This is a genomic window from Paenibacillus sp. EB106-06-01-XG199, from assembly GCF_058791575.1.
This window is the reverse complement of record NZ_JBYTDQ010000002.1, coordinates 952,748-970,922: the sequence shown is the minus strand read 5'-3', so window position 1 is coordinate 970,922 and position 18,175 is coordinate 952,748. Positions and strand designations below refer to the sequence as shown.

The window sequence follows — 18,175 nt, the reverse complement described above, 5'->3', positions numbered from 1 at the left end:
CAGTATTAACCGAACAGTGCAGACCAGCGCTCCGTCAGCTGCTGTTCATCCAAATGCAACCCTATGAAAACGACATAAGGTAGTCCCGGATAACGCGACGGCTCCCAGCTTGCGCGGTTTCCGGCAAATTGTACCAGCTGGACTTCAGCCTGACCCCTCAGCCGTACATGTCCTTTAGCCCGCAGCAGGCTGCCGCCCCATTCGCGGAAGAAGCCCTCCAGCTGTTCCCTGTAGATTCCGCTTTCCTCCGCTTGCGGGAATGTCAGCGTCACAGCAGCCACCTGCGAATACGAGGGTTCGGCTTCAAGCCCCGGTTCCTGCACAGCGGTTGCACCCTGGGGCTGACCGGCGTTCATCCGTTTAAGCACGGTCCCGTTGATGCTGCGGGAGCTGCGCTGGGCAGCTGCGGTACGGGATGTCCGGGCAGTGATGCCGGCCAGCAGCGGAGCCACGTTGATTTCACTGTAGTGGGTAAACACAATCTCGGATTCCGAATTATACTTGCGGACGGCCTTTTCAATTTTCCATAAGGTTTCCGGCTCTACAAGATCACTTTTATTGACGATAATCAGATCGGCCCCGCTGATTTGCTTGCGCAGTGTCCGGACAAGCTGCTTGTCGGCAGAAAACCGGCTGTTGTACTCAAGCATGTTTTCGGCATCGAGAAGGGTGACCGTATAGTGCAGCGCCAGCCGCTCGCTGAACGAAGGCTCCTGCAGCGACTTTGCGATCTCTTCGGGATCGGCGACGCCGGTAAGCTCGATAAAGATCATATCCGGCCGCCGGGCGAGCAGTGCATTCAGGCTTCCCGGCAGTTCGTCCTTGCGGCTGCAGCAGACACAGCCGTCCAGCAGTTTTTCCACACTTGTCCCTGTATGCTCCTGCAGAATGTAGCCGTCAACATCGCGTTTGCCCAGCTCATTCATCACTACACCGGGATTCAGTCCCCGTGCCTTGCTCTCTTTCAGCAGAGTGAGCAGGAGAGTTGTCTTCCCGCTCCCCAGAAATCCGCTTAATATAATCACCGGTATCTTCATCGTCCACACTCCCGTTTGAATCTTGCAATTGCAAGAATCATATTTTCATATTTCCATTTATACGTAATTTGATCTAAGGAAAGACCACATATTTGAGAGAGTAGAAATTTTCTGCATGCCCTTGTTGACAGTAGGGGACTCAAACATGTAGAATGTGTAAATCGTAATTATTACGATTATACAAAAGGAGATGAACGCTGTGAGAGTAATTGTAACTTTGGCCTGCACAGAAACCGGCGACCGCAACTATACCACTACCAAGAACAAGAAAACCCAGCCGGGACGGATCGAAATGAAGAAATATTGTCCGCGTCTGAAACGGGTCACGCTGCACCGTGAGACACGCTAAGTTATGCAGTCCGGGTTCTGAAGCCGCCTTACGCTGCACATCACTTTTCATCTGTTATCCCTATCCCATCTAAAAGTCTAAGGAGTAAAACTATGAATAAAATTCCTGTTACCGTGCTCAGCGGATATCTGGGCTCCGGTAAAACCACATTGCTCAATCACATTCTGCACAACAGAGACGGCTTGAAGGTCGCTGTCATTGTCAATGACATGAGTGAGGTCAATGTCGATGCTAGTCTGGTAAAATCCGGCAACACGCTCTCCCGGACCGAAGAAAAGCTGGTGGAAATGTCCAATGGGTGCATCTGCTGCACACTCCGCGACGACCTGCTGCGTGAAGTGAGCAATCTGGCCGCGGAAGGCCGGTTTGATTATATCCTGATCGAATCCTCCGGGATCAGCGAGCCGGTTCCGGTCGCGCAGACCTTTACGTATGCCAATCCTGATCTGGATATTGACCTGACGGAGCTCGCCAGACTGGACACGATGGTCACCGTTGTGGATGCCAACCGTTTCTGGCATGATTTCGCTTCCGGAGACAGTCTGATCGACCGTAATATGACGGCAGGCGAAGGGGATTTCCGCGATATTGTAGATCTGCTCATTGATCAGATTGAGACCTGCGACGTATTGCTGCTCAACAAATGCGATCTCGTTGAAGAGCAGGAGCTGAACAAGCTTGAGGCTGTGCTGCGCAGACTTCAGCCGGGCGCCAAGATCATCCGTACGGTTAACGGTGTCGTTGATCCCAAGGAGATTCTTAATACGCATTTGTTTGATTTTGAGAAGACAAGCATGTCCTCCGGCTGGATTGCGGAGCTGAATAAGGAGGAGCATACACCGGAGACTGAAGAATATGGCATTGGCTCCTTCGTCTACCGGCGCAGAACACCTTTCCACCCGCAGAGGTTAAGCTTCTTCTTCAGCAATTGGCCGGAAGAAGTTGTGCGGGCGAAGGGGCTGGTCTGGCTGGCCGCGAAGGGCGATCTCGCCGCGAGCTTAAGCCAGGCCGGGCCTTCTATCCAATTTGGTCCGGCCGGTTACTGGCTGGCGACTCTGCCGAAGGAGCAGCAGCTTGAAGTGCTGGCGGCCGAGCCTGACGTGAAGGCCGGATGGGACGAGCAGTGGGGCGACCGGATGAATGAGATTGTGTTCATTGGAGTGGCCATGGACCGTGCGGCGATTGAAGCCAGACTGGACCGCTGTCTGCTTACCGGAGAAGAACTGCAGCAGGACTGGAGCCAGTTCAATAATCCGCTTCCTTGGCCTGCCGAGGAGCTGCTGGCAGCCGCTCAGGAGTAGAGGCGGTAAGCGAGCACAAGTAGAGAGCGGATCTCATAGAGGGTGCCTCAGCCAGTTCGCATTTAGAAGGACCTGTTTCCACATGAGAGTGGAGAATGGGTCCTTTTATTAAAATGTGCTTTCTTTATGAAGATAGGCTGCTGCGGGAGATGCCCGGTTGACTTTGGAATCAGCATTTTGTGCTGACATTAATCGTTGTTAATCATAATAATTACGATTAATTTGCCATAATGGGTTTACAAATCGTAATCATTACGATAATATGTTTGGAGTCAATACGTAATGTTTACGATTAATCCAAAGCGGATTAGGTAAGAAAGGATATGTGCCATGATTTTATCATCCATGCGGGATGTGGTGTTTGGTTACGGGAACGAGCCTGTGATTGACTCCCTGTCGCTTGATATTGAAGCCGGTCAGTTCATCGGGATTACCGGCCCGAACGGTGCGGCAAAGACCACGCTGCTGAAGCTGTTGTTGGGTCTGCTGCGTCCGTGGAGCGGAACAGTCACACTGAACCGGGAAATCACAGGAGGTGGCAAGCTTGCTGTCGGCTATGTTCCGCAGCAGGTGGCTTCCTTCAATGCCGGATTTCCTAGCAAGGTTATTGAACTGGTCCGTTCCGGCTGCTATGCCCGGCTTGGCTTGTTCGGCAGGTTTACGAAAAGTGAGGAAGAAATTGTCGAGCGCAGCCTGAGACAGGTGGAGATGTGGGACTACCGTGACCGCCGGATCGGGGAATTGTCCGGCGGGCAGAAGCAGCGGGTCTGCATCGCCCGTGCGCTCGCGGGACAGCCTCAGGTACTGGTGCTGGATGAACCGGCCACAGGCATGGACATCGCCAGCCGTACCGGATTCTACAAGCTGATGCGACATTATGTCAGCCAGCACGGGCGCACTGTCATTATGGTCACGCACGGCCTGGAGGAGACAAGCGCTTATCTAGATACAGTGATCAGCCTGGAACGGAAGGAACAGGAGGGCTGGCAATGCTTGGTTACGAATTCATGCAGCGTGCATTTTGGGCCGGGGGCCTGATCGGGATCATCGGGCCGCTGCTCGGCGTATATCTGATGCTCCGCCGTCAGGTGCTGATGGCCGATACCCTCTCGCATGTGTCGCTCGCGGGTGTGGCGCTGGGCTCAGTGCTGCAGCTGAATCCCGCACTCAGCGGTTTCGCGGTGGCTGTCATCGGCGGTATCGTCATCGAGCAGCTACGCCGTTCTTACCGTACATACAGCGAGCTCCCGGTTGCCATTATTATGACCTCAGGGCTAGCGCTGGCAGTTGTGCTGATGAGCTTACAGCAGAATCTGAGCAAGAGCTTCAGCTCGTATCTGTTCGGCTCTATCGTAGCTGTGAGTGATACCCAGCTTAGACTGATTGCTATCGTCACAGCGGCAGGCCTGCTGTACTTCGTCCTGCTGCGGCGGCCGCTCTACAGCCTGACCTTTGACGAAGAGACGGCCAGCATCGGCGGCGTGCATACGGGCCTGTTATCCTTTTCGTTCGCTGTGCTCACCGGGATGACCGTTGCGGCAGCGATGCCGGTGGTAGGGGTATTGCTGGTGTCCGCACTTATTGTGCTGCCAGCATCACTTGCGCTGCGTGTCGCTTCCGGCTTCACCGCCGCGGTTCTGATTTCGATTGGCGTGGGCCTCACCGGTGTTATTAGCGGCCTGGCAACATCCTATTATATCAATACGCCTCCCGGAGGCACAATTGCCCTCATTCTGCTGTTGTTCCTGCTGACCGCCATCGCAGTGCAGAAGCTGAGCAGGCGGCGGAACCGCCGTAACACACATAAATCCTTAAGTAAATTCCATAAACCCATATAAGAACAGGAGTTAACATTTATGAAGTCTAAATTCAATATCCGCCATCTTGCCGTCTTGTCCCTATCAACCCTGCTGATTGCCGCCGGTTGCGGCAAAAACAATAGCGCAGATCCTGCCGCTACTGCTGCTACTGCTTCTAATGCGCCAGCAGCCGAGACAACTGCCGTTCCGGCAGCAGACAAGCTGGACATTAAGGTCAGCTTCTACCCGATGTATGAATTCACCAAGAATGTTGCAGGCGGGCTTGCCGATGTCGAAGTCTTGGTTCCGGCCGGCATGGAGCCGCATGACTGGGAACCGACAGCACAGGATATGGCCAAGATTACGGATGCCGATGTGCTCGTGTATAACGGAGCCGGCATGGAGGGCTGGGTCGAGCAAGTGCTGGACAGTGCTTCGGGCAGTAAAATGGTCACCGTGGAAGCCAGCAAAGGGCTTGAAATTAAGGAAGGCACAGAGGAAGAAGCGGATGCTCACAGTCATGAGCATGAGGAAGCCGGACATGCCGGGGAAGCCCATGATCACGAGCATGAGGAAGCCGGACATGCGGAGGAAGCCCATGATCACGAGCATGAAGAAGCCGGACATGCGGAGGAAGCCCATGATCACGAGCATGAAGAAACCGGACATGCGGAGGAAGGCCATGATCACGAGCATGAAGAAACAGGACATGCGGAGGAAGGCCATGCTCATAATCATGGCGGTCTGGACCCCCATGTCTGGCTAGCTCCTGAACTTGCAATCAAGGAAGTGCGTACAATCGAAGCCGCGTTGTCCGCTGCTTCCCCAGCGAACTCGGCTGCCTTCAAAGCTAACGCTGAGGCCTATATTGCCAAACTGGAGGCACTGCACCAAGAGTTTCAGGATGGACTCAAAGATTCAAAACGCAAAGATTTTATTACCCAGCATGCTGCCTTTGGCTATTTGGCTGAGGCATACGGCCTGACACAGGTGCCGATTGCCGGCCTCTCTCCGGAACAGGAGCCATCTGCTGCCCAAATGGCCGGAATTGTTGAATTCGCCAAGGCCCATGACGTAAAAACAATCTTTTTCGAGACGCTGGTATCCTCCAGTGTGGCTGATACTATTGCCCAGGAAATTGGTGCTAAGGCCGCTGTCTTGAATCCGATCGAAGGACTGACGGATGAGGACCGCAGCAATAACCTTGATTATATCGGTATCATGCGTCAGAACCTGGAAGCGCTGAAGACGGCACTTAACGAATAGAGCAGGATTCATCATTGGCAACTCAATCAAACAACGGAAGGCGGATATATAATATGGCCAAGAAATCAAAAGTAGTCAAAGAATTAAAACGGCAGGAATTGGTGGCTAAATACGCAGATAGACGGAGAGAGCTGAAGGCTAAAGGAGATTATATGGCCCTGCAGAAGCTGCCGCGCGATTCCTCCGCTACCCGGCAAAAGAACAGATGCACTGTTTCCGGCAGACCCAGAGGGTATTTAAGCAAATTTAAAATTTCACGGATCGTCTTCCGGGATCTGGCGCTGAAGGGTCAAATCCCCGGTATAACCAAGTCCAGCTGGTAAAATCAGGTGTTGTGTTCCAGCTTTGAAGAAGCGGCTAATTCCCAACTTTACAGGGGATTGGCCGTTTTGCTGTGTTCATTATCTTTGCCTGGGTTTACGGAGTGGACTATTATAGAAGAAAAGCAGGATTGATTCCAGCAGGGAGATTCATCGAAATATGGGGAGCGTTGTTCTCCAAAAGCAATCCCTGCCTGCGGGCCTCGAGGCTGTCCAAACGGTACGGCTGGGGCATGCACTTTAATGATGAGGGCAAAATTGCCCTGTATGCCAAGGCATCACCTAAATAGGATCACTTTACGTCACATGAGGATGCAGGCGTAAAGCTGCTGAATGCAATGCGCAGCAAACGCAGCTGAGAAGGGAGGAACAAGTTTGTACAAGTCAATAGAAGAGCTTACGCTGAATACCTGGCCTGCGGAGCAGAGCGTAATGCTGGAGGGCTGGGTGCTGCGTTCGGCAGCGGGCTATACGAAACGGGCGAATTCGGTCAACCCGCTCTACGGCCCGGAGGAACAGGATGCCGGACTTGGAATGTTAGGGAAGATCCGGCTTGCAGAACAATATTATGAGGATGCAGGGCTGAATCCCGTATTCAAAATCACTCCGTATGCCCGGCCTGCCGGTCTGGATAAGGAACTGGAGTCGCAGGAATATGGCCTCGTCGAGCCGTCATCCGTCCGTGTTCTTGACCTGCAGGACCTGCCTGAATTACACAATGTCTATACGCTGCAGATCCGCGGCGAGCTGACAGAGGAGTGGCTGGAGGCCTTCGCTGATTTTGCCGGGTTGTCCTCCGGGAACCGGGAGACGCTGTGCCGAATGCTGACCGCTTCCTGTTTGAAGCAAGGTTACGCTCTCTTGCTCAAGGAGGGTCTTCCGGCTGCCTGCGGGCTTGGGGTAATCCAGCATGGGTACATAGGGCTGTATGATATCATCACAGCTCCGGCTCACCGCAGACAAGGGATGGCGGAGCAATTGATTCTGGGACTGCTCCACTGGGCCAAGGCCCAGGGTGCCGCAGCCTCCTTTTTGCAGGTGGTACAGGCGAATAAAGGCGCTTCGGCTCTATACGACAGGCTGGGCTACAAGGAGATTTATGAGTATTGGTACAGGGTCAAAATCCGGGAATAGAGGAGGCGGTGCATGTGTCACAATACTGGAGCGAAAGATTTGCCCGGGAAGGTATGATTTGGGGAGAACAGCCCAGCGGATCGGCGGTACGGGCTAAAGCGTGGTTCCTTGAGCAGGGGGTCAAGTCCGTCCTGGTTCCGGGTGCGGGCTATGGCCGCAATACGAAGGTGTTCTCGTCTCAGTTTGACACTTACGGCATAGAGCTGAGCAGTGCTGCGCTGAAGCTTGCTGCGGAATGGGACAGCAGAACAAGGTTTATCGAAGGATCGGCACTGGAGCCTCAGCTGGAGCACCAGGTGGATGCTGTCTACTGTTACGATGTGCTGCACTTGTTTCTTGCCGGTGAGCGGTGCAATTTGATTGATGCGGCTCTTGCGCAGCTGCGGCCCGGTGGCCTGCTCTACTTCACCAGCTTCTCTGATGAAGATCCGAACTATGGCTGCGGAAGAAGGCTGGAGCCGGGGACCTACGAGTATAAGGAGGGAAAATATGCCCACTTTTTCAGCGATGCCGATTTGCGTGAGCATTTTGCCGGAACGGAGATTGTAGAGACTGGCACATTTACGGATTCGCTGCACAGTCCGCAGGGCGGAAGCCATGAATACATACTGAGAACTATTCTCGCATGCAAAAGAGGATAGAACCCTAGCAGCGCTTTTTTTGTAGTCCGCGTAACCGGATTTCAGCTTGCCGGCCACGCGGTTCAGACCTATACGAATTTCCCTTGAGTCGGGACAGACAGCTCCTTGAATGTCTTGCATAAATGAGCCAATGCGGGCGACAGCTCTGGAACAGCCATGGGCAGGCCATGCCCGGCAAGCATGACTTGCGGATCGAGAAGTGCGAGCTTGCGCACAGACTTCTCCGCCTCCACCCAGTCTAACGTGAAATAAGCCGGAGGACCGTGCAGTTCCTTGTGCTGTGTAATTACCGCAAATGCCGATTCCTGCTTCACTGTAATTAAAGCGTCTCCTGCTACAAGCACCCTGTCCTCGGGACGGAAAAGTGAGATATGCCCCGGGCTGTGCCCCGGCGTATGCACCCATGTCCATCCTTTGGCCCCAGGAACACTTCCATCTTCCGGCAGCGGATGCACATCTGCGCCGAGATCAATGCCACGGTGGGGATAAAGCGGGGCTGCTACGGCCATCAGGCCGCCGCCAACGGATGGATCAGCCGGGGGATAATCCTCTTTACCGGTGAGATAAGGCAGCTCCAAGGGGTGGGCATACACCGGAGTTCCTTTCCATTCTTCCAGCAGCTCCTTCAGGTTGCCGACATGATCAAAATGCCCGTGCGTCAGCACAATCGCCTGCGGCGGTTTGCCAAACTGCTCTCTGGCTATGTGCATAATGCTCCCTGCGAAGTTTCCAAGGCCTGTGTCGACCAGAATCCAATCTGATCCAGACCGGCCAATAAAAGCTGTGTTCGCAAATAAGGTCCGAAGACCCAACACTCCGGCTGCCACTTCCCATGTTTCGGTAAAACCGGCAGTCAGTATACCGTTCCATTCCATCCGCGTTCCTCCTGTTTGTTACTAGCTCAAAGTGAGTTCACCATGTAGTATGGCCTTTTTCATAAAATAAAAAGCATAGCTTCACAAAGCAATTCCCATCAGGAGGAAACGTCAAATGGCCCTTCTCGCAATGAAGAAGGACCTTGTGTGTTTGGGTATTGAGTAAATGTACTTAGGACAAGCAGTTTGCTGGATGAACCTGCGGTTAAATCGGATTAATGCAGCTCGCAATCGGCGAACAGGATATGCCGCGGGATATGGAAGAAATTCTCTGCTTTCTCCTGCAGTGCGAGGGTTGGGAGATGGCTCTGATGCAGCCATTTGCGGAAGGTGCCGGGATGGACACCGATCCAGATGCTGACATCGGTGACGGAGAAATCGTAAACCATGCACAGACCCGTAAGAATGACATTGCTGCGGGGGGAGCCCGCAAGCGTTCTTTTCATAAACCGTGAAGGTGTCGGCTGGCAGACTATCGGACTTTGCCGTACAAGTGCCTCGTTGAACAGGATGTGGGACGGATAGCCAAGCAGGCGGCAGACCTTGTCCAGATTGGTTCTGGAGGGAATGCGGCCTTCGTACACCCAGGCGCTTACACTACGCGAGGAGACGGAGAGCTCTTCCGCAAGCCGGGACAGCTTAATGTCCTTGGCCATCAGGATGGCAAGCAGCACACGGTTGCGGATTTGGCTGCGTTTAGGCCGGCGAAATCTTTTGACCCGTACACCTTGTCCGAGATATTTACGGTTGATCAGAGACCAGGCCTGGATTTTGTGAGATTCTGGTTGATTCTTAGGCATACTTCCTCCGAATTTTTAAGGTTATACTACAATACTTTCTGAAGTGCTGCAATGGTTAATGCTGTAATTGCTTACATACATGCTTAAGTTTCTTTCAGAAGTGATGGTGTTATGATATATTTTTAATAATCATTTTACAAATTTAATCGTTGGGAGCGAAATAGATGATTAAGCATATTGTGTTTTTTAAATTGAAAGACCGGTCCCCGGAGAAGGTCGATGCCACAGTTCAGGTCCTGCGGAACATGGAAGGCAAAATTCCGCAGCTGCTCTCCATCGAGGTCGGTGCCGATCTGATTCATTCCGAGCGTTCCTTTGATATTGCACTTGTAACGGTGGTAGCATCCATGGAAGATTTGCAGGCTTACCAGGTTCACCCGGCCCATAAGGAAGTTATTGCCCATATCAATGAGGTCAAGGAGCTTTCGATTGCAGTAGATTACGAAATCTAAAGCAGTATGACTGTAGCAGGAAAACCCATTAAATACCGAAAGCGGTGACGTAAATGCGTGAGCTTGAGTATCCGATGGAAGCCTTAACGTATCTGATCGTATTTTTGGCAGCCTGCTTTATTATGCTGTTCTGGCTGAAGCGCCGCGGCAAACGCGGAAAGTAGCAGCCATTACTTTCGTTCTATTTAAACTACCAGAGTTGGAGGGTCAGCTGTGTATTATGTCAACCGGAAGCAAATCGAAATGATACTTGGCCAAATCCCCGATATCAGAGCCGGTCTTCAACATGCGGCATCTGCATGGGATGGCAGCATCCTCACAGGACTCGTTCAGGAACGATGCCTGCATTTGGCGATAGAGGTGGTGACTGATGTCGGCAGCTACCTGATCGACGGGTTCATCATGCGTGATGCCGGCAGCTATGAAGATATTATCTCCATTATCCATGAAGAAAAAGTCCTTGGTGACAGCGGAATCTACGAGGTGCTTATCCAGCTCGTAGCACTGCGCAAACCGCTGGTGCAGGATTATTATACCTGGGAGCGCAGCGCGCTGCATCCGTTAACCGATGTGCTTCCGCAGGTGCTGGAGAAGTTCGCGGAGGAAGTGCACAGGTATCTGGACCAGGAGCTGGGTGCCGGACAATAACTGGGAAATAGCCTGAACTAAGCCAGTGCTGCACAACTATTATACACGGCGACAGCCGTGAAAGAGAGGAGGTCCTTGCGGATGAAAAAGGGGCAGGAAGGCGGATCTACACGACGTTTGATTATGACACTTCTGAAGAAGAAAGGCCCGCTGACGATCGGTGCGCTGGCGGAGGAACTGGGAATTACCGAGATGGGCGTACGGCGTCATGTACTGCAGCTGGAGCAGGAATCGCTGGCCAAGACCAAGGTCGTCCGCCAGGCTATGGGCCGTCCTCTGCATGTCTATTCACTGACTGAGCGGGCTGAAGACCATTTTCCCAAAAGCTATCATAACCTGGCGCTTGAATTGCTGCGGGAGCTGGATCACGGCAGCGGCCTGGAGGCCGTCAATGTACTGTTCGAAGGCCGGCGGCGGCGGATGCTGGCCCAGTACGCTCCAATGATGGAGAACTGCAATCTGGAGGAGCGGGTTGCCGAGCTGTCTTCCATCCAGAATGCCGGAGGTTACATGGCTGAATGGAATAAGGAAGAGGACGGCTCCTATATTATGCGCGAATATAATTGTCCGATCCGCCAGGTAGCGACCCAATACCGGAAGGCTTGCCAATGTGAGCATCAGCTGTTCGAGGAACTGCTGGACGCCAAAGTTACGCGCAGTGAATGTATGGCGGAGGGCGGCCAGTGCTGCCGTTACGATATTACGCCCAGAGAAAAAGACAAAACTTCTGAAATGATTCCCTAATCAGTCACGGGACAAAACATCCATGCTTATGATATACCAGAACTAGGCGATTGCCCGGGTGGCCGGGCAGAGGCACTTGAATCCAAAGGAGAGATTGAGGATGAAAAAGGAATCCAAAAGTTTGCTGTGGGGTATTTTGGCTGGTAGTGTGGTAGGTTCAGTGACAGCCCTGCTGCTCGCTCCTAAACCGGGCAAAGAGCTGCGTAAAGAGATTGCGGAAGGCACCACCGGAGCCATTGATAAGGTGCAGGATGTCGCCGGGCAGGCCGGAGACAAAGGCGCGGAGCTGTACGGTAAAGCTAAAGAGGCGGTAGAAACGGTTGTAACCGAAGTCAAGGAATGGAGCAAGCAGCACATTCATACCGGTGAGGAAGAAAAGTATATTACCCTCAGCGGAATTTCAGTTAAAGAGCCCGAGGCAGTATCGGACGTTGCGGAAGTTGCTTTTGAAGAGGTTGCCGCAGGCAGTGATGAACCCGCAGTGGAGATCGAAGACGTTCTGGAGGATGGAGTGAAGGACGACAAAGGCAACGGTGAGACCGCCTGATTTCACTTGGATAGGTTATGCTCAGGGAATCCGAATGATATATACGCTTCCGGCCAAGAGCCGCTTTTCGCAACGTGGCGGAAGGTGGCTCTTGGCGGCTGGAACAACAGTGGAATAATGGGCTGGACACCGGAGCCGATCAATGCTTCTCTTGAACTGTAACGGCAAAAGGAGTATTATCTGCAATTGGGGCTGAAGGCCAGGTACACTTTGTTTAAGCCTTACATAAGCTACACAAAACAAGTAAAAGGAAGCGGTGTGTTCGTGCAGCAAGCTATAGCAATATTGGACTCGGGTGTGGGGGGACTTACGGTTGTCAAAGAAGTAATGAGACAGCTCCCGCGGGAGAAAATCATCTATTTTGGAGATACTGCCCGCGCCCCTTACGGACCCCGTTCAACCGAGGAAGTGAAACTGTTCACCGAGCAAATCGTGGACTATCTAATTCAATTTAATCCTAAAATGATCGTTATTGCCTGCAATACTGCAACTGCGGCAGCTCTTGACTATATCTCCGCCAAGGTATCCATTCCTGTCATCGGAGTTATCCATCCCGGTGCCCGTGCGGCGATCAGCGCAACCAAAATAGGCCAGGTCGGCGTAATTGGCACCATCGGAACCATTAAGAGCGGAGCCTATACCGCAGCGCTTCAGGAGTTGTCTCCGTTTGTCAAGGTAGTCAGTCAGGCCTGCCCGGCGCTTGTCCCTTATGTCGAGCAGGGGTTGTTCCGCACGGCGGAGAGTGAAGCGGCGGTGGCGGAATCTCTCAACGGGATCAAGTATGAACCGATTGATACACTGATTCTGGGCTGTACCCACTATCCGTTCCTGGTAGAACCGATTGGCAAGGTCATGGGACCCGGTGTTAAGCTGATCAGCTCCGCAGATGAAACCGCGCGGGAGATTAGCACGATCCTATATGACAAAGGTAAGCTTGCCCGCGGGGATGAAAGTCCGATTCATCAATTTTTCTGCAGCGGAGATGCCGAGATGTTCCAGCGGATCGCACGCGATTGGCTTGGAGAACAGATTAAGCGCACTCCCGTTGTGTGGCAGGTATCTTCGTTATAGGCTTTACTGTGAGGAAACAATAGGGACAATCCCTCGGATTCGGAAATTTCAGAATCAAGGGCGTTTAGGATAGACCGGGAGGTATCACTCCGGGTCTTTTTTTAATAGTATCGGAAGTTATACAATACAAAAAACATTCAGGATTATTGTATGCGTTTACATTTATTTGTGCGGAAGGGCAAACTGTGCTCATTTCTTTCATGCAGGGCAGTAGGGGCTGCATACAATAGGGTTGAGGGCTGTGTCCCGTTGTCTCCGCGGGTATTGTCCGCCCGGGCGGCAGGGATGACGGCAACTAGAGGGCCGAGAGGATGAGACATATGCAGCAATATATTGCCCGCAGGGGAGATACCGTTAGCCGAATTGCCGCCAGGCATGGACTTACACCGGAGCATGTAATTCAAGGAAACCCATGGGCAGGCAGGCAGCCTTATTTATATCCGGGCCAAATCCTGTTTCTGCCTTCCGCTCCGCGCAGACGTTATTCTGTACAGGAGGGGGATGACGCTGGGTTGATTGCCGCTTTATTTAATGTGAGTATAGATGAGCTTGAAATGCTGAATCCCGGAGTGACCTCAGGCCGCTGCTGCATACCGGGCAAAGTGCTGGTTATTCCTCCGGCGGCTTCGCGGTCTGTAGTGTCTGTACGCAGTGAATATGGTCCGGATGATGTCGAGCAGGATATCGGCAAACTGGTGGCCAAATACCCGTTTGTTACAAGAGACAGCATTGGCGCAAGTGTGCTCGGCAAGCCGCTCCACCTGCTGAGGATAGGCAGCGGGCCCCGTCACCTCCATGTCAACGCTGCACTACATGCCAACGAGTGGCTGACCTCGCCGTGCCTGATGTCGTTCATCGAACAATATGCCGCTGCGTATGACGCAGGCAGGGATTGGCACGGCCACCGCCCCGAAGAGTGGCATAAGCATTGGACCTTGTGGGCAGTACCTATGGCTAATCCGGATGGGGTGGAGCTGGTGCAGGAGGGGGTACTGCCCGGCCAGCCCCACTATGAGGAGCTGCTGCAATGGAATTGCGGGCGGCGGAGCTTCCGGCATTGGAAGGCTAACATCCGCGGGGTAGACCTGGGGGATCAGTTTCCGGCCCACTGGGAAGAGGAACAGGCGCGCCGGGGAGTGCCGGGTCCTGCCCCGCGGGACTACAGCGGACCGGAGCCGCTCAGTGAGCCGGAAGCCGCCGCGCTGATGGTTCTGGCGGAGCAGTATCCCGGTGATGCAGCCGTATCCCTGCACAGCCAGGGCGGAGAGATCTACTGGAACTACCGGGGATATGAGCCGCCGGAGAGCAAGGAATGGGCGGCAAGGCTGGCAGCGGCGAGCGGCTACCGGGCCGTTGAGCTGAGCGGCAGCGATGCCGGCTATAAGGACTGGTTCATTCAGCGCTTCCGGAAGCCGGGCTTCACGGTGGAGCTGGGAATCGGTAAAAATCCGCTGCCGCTGGCTGATTTTGAAGACATGGCGCTGGAAACCGGGCTTATTTTGGGTGCTATACTCTCAAATTTGAAATAAAAATGAAACAAACTCTGTAAATTTGCGTAATATAACAGCAAAGGGTACGGCCGCAGTCATTCCTATACGTGCTTTGCGGCTGAATCCTTTTTTATGGAGATAACTGATTAAGCCCTGTCCAATATTATCCCAGTGTCTGGATTCAATATATTACCTATATCATTATTTAGGAGGACCGTCATGAAATTCAGAAAACTGCTTTCGCTTAAACAATGGTCCCATATCTTCCGTAATTCCTGGCAGTATGTCATTTCTCCCAATGTCACGATAGGGGACAAGCTGCTGTTCACCATACCAGTGCTGCTCTACTGGGTGCTTCCTGATTTTATGCCGTTTCTGCCGATTGACGACATTGGTGTGACGATGCTGCTGATGGGCTGGTTTGTATCGCGGATGGACCGCAAATATCCTGCCCTGAAGAGCGGAAGATGAATTTTTAGAGAATCTTTATACGCTCCGTTCTGATCTATTTCGCCGATATGGTTGCTTTTACAGGTTACTTTCCTTAAAATAAATTATTGAGTATTTAAATTTAAGATGCCTGGGAGATGGATGAGGATGAACGTCAAAATTACCCGCAATGCGGCTAAAGTGATAAAGAAAACAATGGAGCTTGAAGGCAACAGCGAGCTCAAGCTGCGCGTAGCCATTACCCATGCTCACGGCGACCATGCCCACTACGGTCTGGATTTGGACACGCCTAAAGAGAATGATGTGGTAGTATCCACAGATAAGGAGATCGATGTGATTCTCGATCCGAACCAGCCGCTGCTGGATGGGGTGAAGATTGATTACCTGTATTTCCCTGAAGAAGGTTTTGTCATCACTAATCCGTCTAAAGGAAATCATGGCGATCACTAAACGTTCGCCCGTACCTTACGGACATTAAGAAGGGTTGCTTTATGGCTAACGAAATACAAATTTGCGATCAATGCAATTACACGAGAATGAAAAGCATTCTTCCCAAGCTGCGCAAGATGGCTCCCGATGCGGAGATCAAGATTGGCTGCAAGTCCTACTGCGGACCTTGCGGCAAGCGGGCCTTTATCTATATCAACGGCCGTTACATCAGTGCTCCGACTGAAGATGAGGTGCTGGCGAAAGCTGCAGCCTTTGTCAAGCAGCCGGCAGTTAAGGAATAACTCCGTCATATATCTCAAGGGGTGGCAATCGAACGGTTGTTTAGCCGACCCATTGCCACCCACAACAAGATTCGCCTCCGCTGACCAAGCGGGGGCTTTTTACTTTCGCAAATTTGCAGTGTGTCCTCTTCGGTCTTTCCGGTTCTGCCGATCCGCTCAGGTTCTGCCTGGTTTGGGAGCCGGGGAGGCACATGGTATAATGAACCTGTTGTCTAAACTGATGTATACATAGGAGGGAATGATACTGTATGAAGCATCTTACCGACGGAACGATTCTGAATAATGGGGTTGTCATGCCCTGGTTTGGTCTCGGCACTTACAAAGCAGAGGGCGAAGAGGTCGCTAAGGCCGTCACGACCGCTCTTGAGCTGGGTTACCGGAGCATAGACACCGCAGCGGTATATGGGAATGAAGAGGAAGTGGGCCGGTCGATAGCCGCCAGCGGAGTAGACCGGGACAGCCTGTTCGTGACCACAAAGGTATGGAACAGTGATCAGGGCTATGATACGACCCTGCGGGCTTTTGAGACCAGCAGCAAGAAGCTGGGACTGGATGTGATCGACCTTTATTTGATCCATTGGCCGGGCAAGGATAAATATAAAGAGACTTGGCGTGCACTGGAGCGCCTTAATCAGGAAGGCCGCGTCCGGGCGATCGGGGTCAGCAATTTCCAGATTCATCATCTGCAGGAATTGCTGAAAGACAGTGACACTGTGCCTGTTATCAATCAGGTGGAGCTGCATCCGCGGTTTATCCAGAAGGAGCTGCATGATTTCTGCGCACAGCATCACATTCAGATCGAAGCGTGGGCTCCGCTGATGAAAGGCAGACTGCAGGAGAACGAGCTGCTGAAGAACATTGCGGACAAGCATGGCAAGACCGTATCACAGGTTATTCTGCGCTGGGGGCTTCAGAGCCGTATCGTGATTATTCCGAAGTCGGTCACTCCGTCCAGAATTAAGGAGAACAGCGAAATCTTTGATTTCGAGCTGTCGCAGGAGGAACTGGCTGCGATCAGCGGACTGGACGCCGGGGAGCGGATCGGCACTGATCCGGATAAATTGTTGTTCTAGGGAGTCAAAAGCCATGAGCTGGCTTATGGGAGCAGCCTTGCTAAAAAACCGGGCAGCGATCCATCCGTAACTGGAGGATCGCTACCCGGTTTTCTTTTAAAGTCTGTGAAACAGCACCGTATCGTAATCAGCTTTGAGGGTTGCGCGGTGGAAGCGGCCCAAGGTATTGATAATACTGGCATTCGATCCGCCCGTTATACAGCTTGCGGCGCTTGTCTGCCTTGCGTCCGTACAATTGCTCAAATTCTTTTGACGGGCTGATGGCGAAGAAGGACCATGTCGGGAGGTACAGCATCATTTCGCCGAACTGGCGGGTCAGGCGCTCGACTTCCTTGTCGTTGCTGAGCCGTTCCCCGTAAGGCGGATTGGTAATGATGCAGCCGTATTCGCCTTCCGGCCGTGCCTTCGCGGCAGCGATGTTCTTGAAGGTGATTTCACCGGCAAGACCGGCGCTTTTGGCGGCGGCTTCGGCAATTTCAATCGCCGCAGGATCAATGTCGCTCCCGGTCAATTGCAGCGGATAATCATCGCGCACGGCGTCGAAGGCTTCCTCGCGGGCTTCCTCCCACAGACGTTTCGGGATTTCCGGCCAATGCTCGGAAGGGAATGAACGCCGCAGTCCCGGCGCGATGTTCCAGGCGATCATCGCCGCTTCAATCAGCAGCGTGCCTGAGCCGCAGCAAGGATCGTACAGCGGACGGTGGCCGTTCCAGCGGCTGAGCTGGATCAGGGCGGCCGCCATCGTTTCCTTCAGCGGCGCTTCTGTAGCCTGACGGCGGTAGCCGCGTTTGTGCAGCGCCGGGCCGGTCGTGTCCAGCGTGATCAGGGCGATATCATTCAGCAGAATCATCTCAACCACATAACGTGGTCCATTTTCGGGGAACCACTCCGTACGGTACGAAAGCTTCAGCTTCTCGACGATGGCTTTCTTGACAATCCCCTGGCAGGCGGGTACGCTGGTAAGCTGGGATTTATGCGAGCGGCCTTCCACAGGGAATTCCCCATTCTCGGGAATCCAATCCTCCCAGTTGATCGCTTTGACGCCTTCGAACAGCTCATCGAAGGTTTTGGCCGGAAACTGGCCCATTTTAACGAGTACACGGTCTGAGGTGCGCAGCCATAAATTGCAGCGGCAGATGTCGATATAATCTCCGCTGAACAATACCCGTCCGTTCTCGACGGTGGTCTCATAACCCAGTTCGTTTAATTCGCGTGCTACTACAGCCTCCAGCCCCATGGGGGCGGTGGCGATCAATTGTAATTTGCCCAAATGCTCTCAACTCCGTTTAACTTGTAGATGGTAACGCAATGCCAGTACAATAAGGTAAGTTACCGCAAGGCGATACAGCGTATTGCGGCATCCTAAATATGCGCCTCGTCAAGGACGGCGCAGCTGATCCTTCTAAGTATAGGGGAATGCGCGGGACTTCACAACATGAACTAAAGG

General features: G+C 52.9%; 23 protein-coding genes. 19 read left to right on the top strand and 4 right to left on the bottom strand.

The annotated features are described in order from the left end of the window. Positions 1–5: 5 nt before the first annotated feature. Positions 6–1,037, bottom strand: coding sequence for a CobW family GTP-binding protein (locus AC3WT9_RS10430; protein ID WP_341091801.1), 1,032 nt, complete (start codon positions 1,035–1,037; stop codon positions 6–8). 199 nt (positions 1,038–1,236) lie between these two features. Here AC3WT9_RS10430 and rpmG point away from each other — a divergent pair, with 199 nt between their 5' ends. The 9 genes from rpmG (at position 1,237) to AC3WT9_RS10385 (ending at position 7,847) form a co-directional block, all read left to right on the top strand. Further along, the gene (rpmG, locus tag AC3WT9_RS10425; RefSeq protein ID WP_038589539.1) at positions 1,237–1,386 is read left to right on the top strand and encodes a 50S ribosomal protein L33; all 150 of its coding nucleotides are present in this window, start codon (positions 1,237–1,239) and stop codon (positions 1,384–1,386) included. A 92-nt stretch (positions 1,387–1,478) separates the two neighbouring features. Then, entirely contained in the window at positions 1,479–2,687 is a 1,209-nt protein-coding gene (locus AC3WT9_RS10420) for a GTP-binding protein (protein WP_341091803.1), read from the top strand. A gap of 330 nt (positions 2,688–3,017) precedes the next feature. Beyond that, the gene (locus tag AC3WT9_RS10415; protein ID WP_340899203.1) at positions 3,018–3,725 is read left to right on the top strand and encodes a metal ABC transporter ATP-binding protein; all 708 of its coding nucleotides are present in this window, start codon (positions 3,018–3,020) and stop codon (positions 3,723–3,725) included. Further along, entirely contained in the window at positions 3,671–4,525 is an 855-nt protein-coding gene (locus AC3WT9_RS10410) for a metal ABC transporter permease (RefSeq protein WP_341097623.1), read from the top strand. Before AC3WT9_RS10415 ends, AC3WT9_RS10410 begins: the two co-directional genes overlap by 55 nt. 18 nt (positions 4,526–4,543) lie before the next feature. Further along, the gene (locus tag AC3WT9_RS10405; RefSeq protein WP_341091805.1) at positions 4,544–5,752 is read left to right on the top strand and encodes a metal ABC transporter substrate-binding protein; all 1,209 of its coding nucleotides are present in this window, start codon (positions 4,544–4,546) and stop codon (positions 5,750–5,752) included. A 53-nt stretch (positions 5,753–5,805) separates the two neighbouring features. Continuing rightward, complete coding sequence (gene rpsN / locus AC3WT9_RS10400; protein WP_076112279.1) at positions 5,806–6,075, top strand: 30S ribosomal protein S14; 270 nt, start codon at positions 5,806–5,808, stop codon at positions 6,073–6,075. A 71-nt stretch (positions 6,076–6,146) separates the two neighbouring features. Then, entirely contained in the window at positions 6,147–6,362 is a 216-nt protein-coding gene (locus AC3WT9_RS10395; protein ID WP_341378156.1) for a DUF6157 family protein, read from the top strand. 85 nt (positions 6,363–6,447) lie between these two features. Further along, a complete protein-coding gene (locus AC3WT9_RS10390) occupies positions 6,448–7,206 on the top strand; it encodes a GNAT family N-acetyltransferase (protein ID WP_341091808.1) in 759 nt (252 codons plus the stop codon). A gap of 14 nt (positions 7,207–7,220) precedes the next feature. Continuing rightward, positions 7,221–7,847, top strand: a complete 627-nt coding sequence (locus AC3WT9_RS10385; RefSeq protein ID WP_341091810.1) for a class I SAM-dependent methyltransferase — start codon at positions 7,221–7,223, stop codon at positions 7,845–7,847. A 68-nt stretch (positions 7,848–7,915) separates the two neighbouring features. On the opposite strand, the gene AC3WT9_RS10380 is transcribed toward AC3WT9_RS10385, so the two are convergent. Then, a complete protein-coding gene (locus AC3WT9_RS10380; protein ID WP_341091813.1) occupies positions 7,916–8,722 on the bottom strand; it encodes an MBL fold metallo-hydrolase in 807 nt (268 codons plus the stop codon). A 215-nt stretch (positions 8,723–8,937) separates the two neighbouring features. After that, positions 8,938–9,522 carry a helix-turn-helix domain-containing protein gene (locus AC3WT9_RS10375; protein ID WP_341091814.1) on the bottom strand — a complete coding sequence of 195 codons (585 nt, stop codon included), beginning with the start codon at positions 9,520–9,522 and terminating at the stop codon, positions 8,938–8,940. Positions 9,523–9,686: 164 nt separating this feature from the next. Here AC3WT9_RS10375 and AC3WT9_RS10370 point away from each other — a divergent pair, with 164 nt between their 5' ends. The 10 genes from AC3WT9_RS10370 to AC3WT9_RS10325 all read left to right on the top strand — a co-directional run bounded on the left by AC3WT9_RS10370 (position 9,687) and on the right by AC3WT9_RS10325 (position 16,728). Next, entirely contained in the window at positions 9,687–9,974 is a 288-nt protein-coding gene (locus AC3WT9_RS10370; protein ID WP_341091816.1) for a Dabb family protein, read from the top strand. A 213-nt stretch (positions 9,975–10,187) separates the two neighbouring features. Next, a complete protein-coding gene (locus tag AC3WT9_RS10365; protein ID WP_341091819.1) occupies positions 10,188–10,622 on the top strand; it encodes a DUF86 domain-containing protein in 435 nt (144 codons plus the stop codon). An 81-nt stretch (positions 10,623–10,703) separates the two neighbouring features. Continuing rightward, entirely contained in the window at positions 10,704–11,366 is a 663-nt protein-coding gene (locus AC3WT9_RS10360) for a helix-turn-helix transcriptional regulator (RefSeq protein ID WP_341091823.1), read from the top strand. A 100-nt stretch (positions 11,367–11,466) separates the two neighbouring features. Continuing rightward, on the top strand, positions 11,467–11,913 hold the full coding sequence (locus AC3WT9_RS10355) for a YtxH domain-containing protein (protein ID WP_341091824.1): 447 nt from the start codon (positions 11,467–11,469) through the stop codon (positions 11,911–11,913). Between the two features lie 264 nt (positions 11,914–12,177). Next, complete coding sequence (gene racE / locus AC3WT9_RS10350; RefSeq protein WP_341091828.1) at positions 12,178–12,984, top strand: glutamate racemase; 807 nt, start codon at positions 12,178–12,180, stop codon at positions 12,982–12,984. A 320-nt stretch (positions 12,985–13,304) separates the two neighbouring features. Then, a complete protein-coding gene (locus AC3WT9_RS10345; RefSeq protein ID WP_341091830.1) occupies positions 13,305–14,513 on the top strand; it encodes a M14 family zinc carboxypeptidase in 1,209 nt (402 codons plus the stop codon). Between the two features lie 180 nt (positions 14,514–14,693). Next, positions 14,694–14,945: a hypothetical protein gene (locus tag AC3WT9_RS10340; protein ID WP_038589573.1), complete on the top strand. Its 252-nt coding sequence runs from the start codon at positions 14,694–14,696 to the stop codon at positions 14,943–14,945. A gap of 126 nt (positions 14,946–15,071) precedes the next feature. Then, a complete protein-coding gene (locus AC3WT9_RS10335; protein ID WP_038589576.1) occupies positions 15,072–15,374 on the top strand; it encodes a HesB/IscA family protein in 303 nt (100 codons plus the stop codon). Between the two features lie 41 nt (positions 15,375–15,415). After that, positions 15,416–15,655, top strand: a complete 240-nt coding sequence (locus AC3WT9_RS10330; RefSeq protein ID WP_038589579.1) for a DUF1450 domain-containing protein — start codon at positions 15,416–15,418, stop codon at positions 15,653–15,655. A gap of 248 nt (positions 15,656–15,903) precedes the next feature. After that, positions 15,904–16,728: an aldo/keto reductase gene (locus tag AC3WT9_RS10325; RefSeq protein ID WP_038589582.1), complete on the top strand. Its 825-nt coding sequence runs from the start codon at positions 15,904–15,906 to the stop codon at positions 16,726–16,728. Positions 16,729–16,855: 127 nt separating this feature from the next. Here the strand turns inward: AC3WT9_RS10325 and AC3WT9_RS10320 are convergent, their stop codons facing one another. Further along, the gene (locus tag AC3WT9_RS10320; protein WP_038589585.1) at positions 16,856–17,998 is read right to left on the bottom strand and encodes a THUMP domain-containing class I SAM-dependent RNA methyltransferase; all 1,143 of its coding nucleotides are present in this window, start codon (positions 17,996–17,998) and stop codon (positions 16,856–16,858) included. Positions 17,999–18,175 lie beyond the last annotated feature (177 nt).